The sequence below is a fragment of the Calothrix sp. CBUCES-K 9914 genome (assembly GCF_059640475.1).
Genome location: NZ_JBXXZH010000103.1, coordinates 24594 through 30593 on the forward strand (window position 1 = coordinate 24594; position 6000 = coordinate 30593).

Annotated in this window: 3 protein-coding genes; 2 read left to right on the top strand and 1 reads right to left on the bottom strand. The window is 39.4% G+C overall.

The genetic code is table 11. The features are described from left to right. Positions 1–166: 166 nt before the first annotated feature. Positions 167–2113, bottom strand: coding sequence for an APC family permease (locus tag AC2JBO_RS22200; protein WP_496955827.1), 1947 nt, complete (start codon positions 2111–2113; stop codon positions 167–169). A 426-nt stretch (positions 2114–2539) separates the two neighbouring features. On the opposite strand from AC2JBO_RS22200, the gene AC2JBO_RS22205 reads away from it, so the two are divergent. Next, a complete protein-coding gene (locus tag AC2JBO_RS22205; RefSeq protein ID WP_496955828.1) occupies positions 2540–5887 on the top strand; it encodes a non-ribosomal peptide synthetase in 3348 nt (1115 codons plus the stop codon). Continuing rightward, a partial coding sequence (locus tag AC2JBO_RS22210; RefSeq protein WP_496955830.1) for a TubC N-terminal docking domain-related protein occupies positions 5884–6000 on the top strand: 117 nt, incomplete at its 3' end. The genes AC2JBO_RS22205 and AC2JBO_RS22210, both read left to right, overlap by 4 nt.

Below are 6000 nucleotides of genomic sequence, written 5' to 3' on the forward strand. Positions count from 1 at the left end.
TTTGGCTATGAGGACGCCTGTTTTAAATCTCTCTTTTCTCCGTGTTCTCTGTGGCTCTGTGGTAAAAATTATATTACTGCACAGGCGGGACGCCTGTGCCACAATTTTGGCCTGGTGACAGTTCTATTTTTTCTTAGGTGATGGTAGGTAAAGTCATAAGAATATTTTATCCGCCGACGTGAATGCCTGGGCGCCGTTGGGGATTTTTCTCTGCCCGACGCAGTACTTCACGGGTAACTACAGCTATATCTCCTTCACCAAACAAAATAAAACGCAGTAAATATTGTATTGGGTTTCCCTCTACCCAACCAAAGTAAGCATGAGGAATTTTACCTGTTTCATCACGTATATAAAGAAGAAGGGCCGCAATGGCGTTCGGTACAGCAGCACTTTTGGCACGTAAGATATGATAAGTTTCTACTTCCACCCCTTTGACTTTAATAACTTCGGCAAATTCCGAAGCATCGGATACCTGAATCTCTAGAAACATTACTGGGTCTGTGGCTGGTATGTGATTATCCGCGCGTACCTCTTGCTCTTTATGAAAATACTCGTGTACATCGCCTTTATTCAATCGATTTGCAATTATTCGTATACAACCTTTACTATGTTCGGCAATGAAGCGACGAGCTAAGTCGTCCATTTCGATTTGTTCTACCCTTAATTCTGTAGAACGCCAAACGCGCGAAACTAGCGAGGTAATAATTATAAAACCGATGAAAAACGCAGCGATTTTAATCCCTTCAGGTCTTTCAATGATATTTACAACAGTTGTATAAATAAACACTAGCGTGATTATTCCTAACAACAATGCACCGCGCTTTGCTCTATGACGATAAGCTGATAGAGTTACAGCAAAGGCACCTGAACTCATCAACACAAGTACACCTGTTGCGTAAGCACCGCCTTGAGCTTCTACGTTAGCCTTAAAGATAATTGTGACAACAAACGCAATAACTGTATAAACTAACACCAAAGGACGGGATGTCCGCGCCCAATCCGGCACCATACCATAACGCGGTAAGTAGCGGGGGACGATATTAAGTAACCCAGCCATTGCAGAGGCGCCCGCAAACCAAAGAATACTAATGGTACTTAAATCATAAATCGTTCCAAATCCATCACCCAAATACAGATGTGCTAAGTAAGCAAGCGCGCGTCCATTGGCTTTGCCTCCAGTTTGAAATTCTGTAGAAGGAATTAGTAAAGTAGTTATTAAGCTGCTGGTAATTAAGAAAAAGCTCATAATCAAAGCCGCAGCAGTCAACAGCTTGTGTGTATTATAAATGCGTCCTTTGGGTTGACTCGGTGTGTCGTTATCACTGCCTTCTACAAGAGGCATAACAGCTACACCAGTCTCAAACCCTGACAAACCCAATGCTAACTTGGGAAATAATAATACAGACGAACCAAGTAAAATCAAAGGATTATTGTTGCGCGCGAAAAGTGCAGTTTGCCATTGGGTAATTGTAGACGGGTGGGTTACAACCTCATACGTACCAACGCCAATGACAACTAAGTTCAGCAGTAAATAAGTGCCAACCAGAAATACTGCAATACCGATAGCTTCTTTGAAACCTCTAAGAAAAACGGCGCCTAGTAATGTTATTAATGTGAGGGTAATAGTAATTTCTTGATTGTGAAACAGACTTGGGGTAAAGGGATTTTCAATGATATGTGCCGTAGCATCAGCGCCGGAGAGAGTAATAGTGATGATGAAGTCGGTTGCGACGAAACCCAGTAGACAAAGTACAAATAATTTGCCTTGCCACCAAGACAGCAAGTGTTCGAGCATGGCGATAGACCCTTCACCATTAGGACTTTTGGCAGCAACACGCCGATATATCGGTAATGCTCCAAATAGTGTTAATAGAACCAGAATAAAAGTTGCTATGGGAGAAAGGGCGCCAGCTGCTAATGCTGCAATACCTGGTTGATAGCCAAGCGTTGAGAAATAATCTACACCAGTCAGGCACATAACCTGCCACCAAGGATGTTTATGGTGCGCTTCTTTATGCTCTGTTGCTTCTTGCTTCTCTTTTCGGTCTTCTTCGAGCAACCAGTCGATAAACTTGTTACGAGACCTTTTTGTTGAAACAACTGGTCTAGTCATCGAATGCCACTCCTGTATATGTAATAACTACGCTGGCTTTTCTCATAAAACTTGGTAGAATAATCCTGTTTAACGCACTCGCTTGTATTCTCGATTTTATTACTACCAAATTAGATTTAACTGAATAATTCCAAATTAGTTAATCTTTATTAAACTTACACGAAAACCTAGGTAGGTATTGAGATGAGAAGTAAGGTGGGCAGTGCCCACCCTACAGTATATAAATATGTAAGCTTGAAAATTAATTTTTAAATGTTACATTGCTCAAAATAATAATAAAGTTATAGTGCTATTTCCTCTCCCTATAATATAATTTATATTAGCTTATACTATCTGCCTAAAGGTAGTTCCAGATTCCCAACTTATTAAAAAATTGAGAATCTTAAACTTAGAAGTTGATGCACAGAAGTGTTTTAGCTATATTGCATGTCTAGTCAAGAAGTCTTCATATTCGGTGCCTCTTTTGCCCAACAACGGTTGTGGTTCTTTGACCAGCTTGTACCGGGCAACGCTATATATAACGTGCCTACAGTTATTCGTCTACATGGTTCGCTCAACGTCAGCGCGCTCGAATTTGCATTAAACGAAATTGTTCGGCGCCATGAAACATTACGTACTACATTTACAATACTAGAAGATCAACTTGTACAGGTGATTACCCCAAGTTTACTGATATTTATTAATACATTAGAGTTGGCCACAAAAGAAAGCGAAGCACAAGCCAAGTCTATTATTAAGCAAGAGATAGAACGTCCTTTTGATTTGTCTTCTGAGCCATTATTACGAGTGACATTACTTAAACTTTCAGAGAACGAGCATATTTTGTTACTGAATATGCATCATATTGTTTGCGATGACTGGTCTATTGGAGTACTAATTAGTGAGTTAGGCGCCCTTTACACAGAAGCAGTTAAAAATCAACCATCACCACTATCAGAATTACCTTTACAATACGCTGATTTTGCCGAATGGCAACGCGAGTGGTTAACTGGAGAAGTTCTAGAAAAACAGTTAACTTACTGGCGCCATCAATTAAATGGTATTACAGTCCTGCCTTTACCTACCGATAAACGGCGCCCTAATATTCAAGCTTATCGCGGAGCAACACAATTTTTAGAGTTACCCCTAAGTTTAGTTGATGCACTCGAAAAAATATCTCAACAAGAAGGCGCCACTTTATATATGACATTGTTGGCAGCATTTCAAACATTACTGTACCGCTATACATATTCTGATGATATTACCGTTGGTGTACCAATTGCCAACCGTAATCGTAGCGAAATTGAAGGGTTAATTGGCTTTTTTGTCAATACTTTAGTGTTGCGTACTAATTTTTCAGGAAATCCAACTTTTCGCGAACTATTAGCCAGAGTGCGTGAAGTGACATTAGGAGCGTACAGTCATCAAGATTTGCCATTTGAAAAGCTCGTTGAACATTTACAACCAGAACGCAATTTGAGCGCAAGTCCTTTATTTCAAGTTGTGTTTGGTTTCGAGAATGCACCAATGCAGAAATTAGAGTTGCCTGACTTGGCGCCGAGTTTTATGAATATAGATTTGAAAACAACTCGATTTGATTTAGAATTACACTTATGGAAATGTTCTTCTGATTTTAGAAGTTTGTGGGGTGGAGACTGGAAACATTCAGAGGGTATTAGAGGAATAATGGTGTACAGCACTGATTTGTTTGAAGATGCTACTATCTCACGAATGTTAAAACATTTTACAACGCTTTTAGAAAGTATTGTTGCTGACGCCGAACAACAAATTGCAAATTTAACACTTTTAAGCAAATCTGAATTATACCAAATATTATTTGAATGGAATGATACTCAAAGTAATTATCCATCAAACCATTGTATTCATGAGTTGTTTGAACAACAGGTAGAACAATACAGTACTAATATTGCGTTAGATTTTGAAAATATCGAAACACAGTATAACGAAACACAGTATAACGAATTAAATAATGTAGAGACGCGATTAATCGCGTCTCTACAATACGGTGAATTAAATAATCGTTGTAATCAACTAGCGCATCATTTACAAAAATTAGGTGTAACTACAGAAGTTGTCGTTGGAATTTGCGCTCACCGTTCGATTGACATGATTATAGGAATGCTAGGTATATTAAAAGCAGGAGGAGCATATTTACCATTAGACCCCACCTATCCTACTGAGCGTTTGAATTTTATGTTAAAAGATTCACATGCTCAAGTTTTGCTTACACAAGAAAAATTTACTCAATACTTTGAAGACTTTTCTCATCCAATTGTTAATTTAAATAAAGATTGGGAAATAATCGCGCGCGAAAGCACTCCAAACCTGTCGAGCGAAACAACAAGTGATAACTTAGCTTACGTTATCTACACATCAGGTTCTACAGGTACACCGAAGGGAGTCGCAATAACTCATAAAGCCGTAAATAGATTGGTTTGCAATACTAACTATATAACAATCACTCCAGAAGATAAAATAGCCCAAGTTTCCAACACTTCCTTCGATGCAGCAACATTTGAAATTTGGGGAGCGCTACTAAACGGCGCCCAACTTATCGGAATCAGCAAAGATATAATACTCTCACCAAGCGAATTCGCATCGCAGCTAAAACAAAAAGATATTAGTATATTATTTTTAACAACTGCCTTATTCCAAAAAATCGCTAGAGATTTACCCCAAGCGTTTTCAAACCTAAAATACTTACTGTTTGGTGGTGAAACAATTGATACTAGATGGGTGAAGAAAGTTATTCAGAATGAGGCGCCGCAGCAACTAATCCATGTTTATGGACCTACCGAAAACACCACATTCTCTTCTTATTACCCCATACAAGAACTACCATCCACAACATCTATACCAATTGGGCGCCCAATTTCCAATACACAAATATATATATTAGACCTAAATTTACAACCCGTCCCCATCGGCGTAACCGGAGAAATATATATAAGTGGTGATGGACTAGCGCGCGGCTATATAAATTCAACAAAAACCTTATTCTTAGCCCGCGAAGGCGGGCTTCGCTCGTATAGCCCCACCCTTCAAGGGTATGGGAATGGTGGGAATGGTGGGAATGGTGGGAATGGTGGGATTTATAAAACGGGTGATTTAGGAAAATATTTACCAGATGGCAACATAGAATTTATCGGTCGCATCGATAACCAAGTCAAAATTCGCGGTTTCCGCATCGAATTAGAAGAAATAGAAACCCTCCTAAATCAACATCCATCACTCAGAGAAGCAGTAGTTATTGCTACAGAGGATATACCAAGTGATAAATATTTAGTCGCTTACATTGTGCCCCAACCCCAACAAAAAGTTACAACTAACAATTTACGCGCGTTTCTCAAACAAAAATTACCAGATTACATGATACCAGTAGCTTACGTAGTATTGGAATCATTACCATTAACACCAGCAGGTAAAGTAAATCGTCATGCCTTACCTAAGATAGATACACTCAATCTAAATGTAGAAGAAAATTATATCGCACCTCAGACCGATGTCGAACAGGTGTTAGTGGAAATTTGGGCAAACATCTTAACAATGGGAAAACGACCTATAGGAGTTCATGACAATTTCTTTGAACTGGGTGGTCATTCACTAAAAGCAACTCAGTTAACTTCCCGAATTCGAGATATTTTTCATATAGACTTGCCTTTACGCAGCTTGTTTGAGGCGCCGACTATCGCAAGTCTTGCCAAGTATATTCAAATGCGTGCAAGCATTAGCTCCTATGATACCAACACCGAGCGAGATGAGGTTGAGTTTTGAATACAGTTGAATTTTTATCTTACCTTCGCCAACTAGATATCCAAATTGTCGTCGAAGACGAACGTCTACTTTGCTCCGCTCCCGAAGGGATACTTACACCCGAACTACGCACA

What these genes read in the sequence shown, in the direction of transcription:
- AC2JBO_RS22200 (WP_496955827.1), bottom strand. Translation starts at nt 2,113, where the DNA reads ATGACTAGACCAGTTGTTTCAACAAAAAGGTCTCGTAACAAGTTTATC.
- AC2JBO_RS22205 (WP_496955828.1), top strand. Translation starts at nt 2,540, where the DNA reads ATGTCTAGTCAAGAAGTCTTCATATTCGGTGCCTCTTTTGCCCAACAA.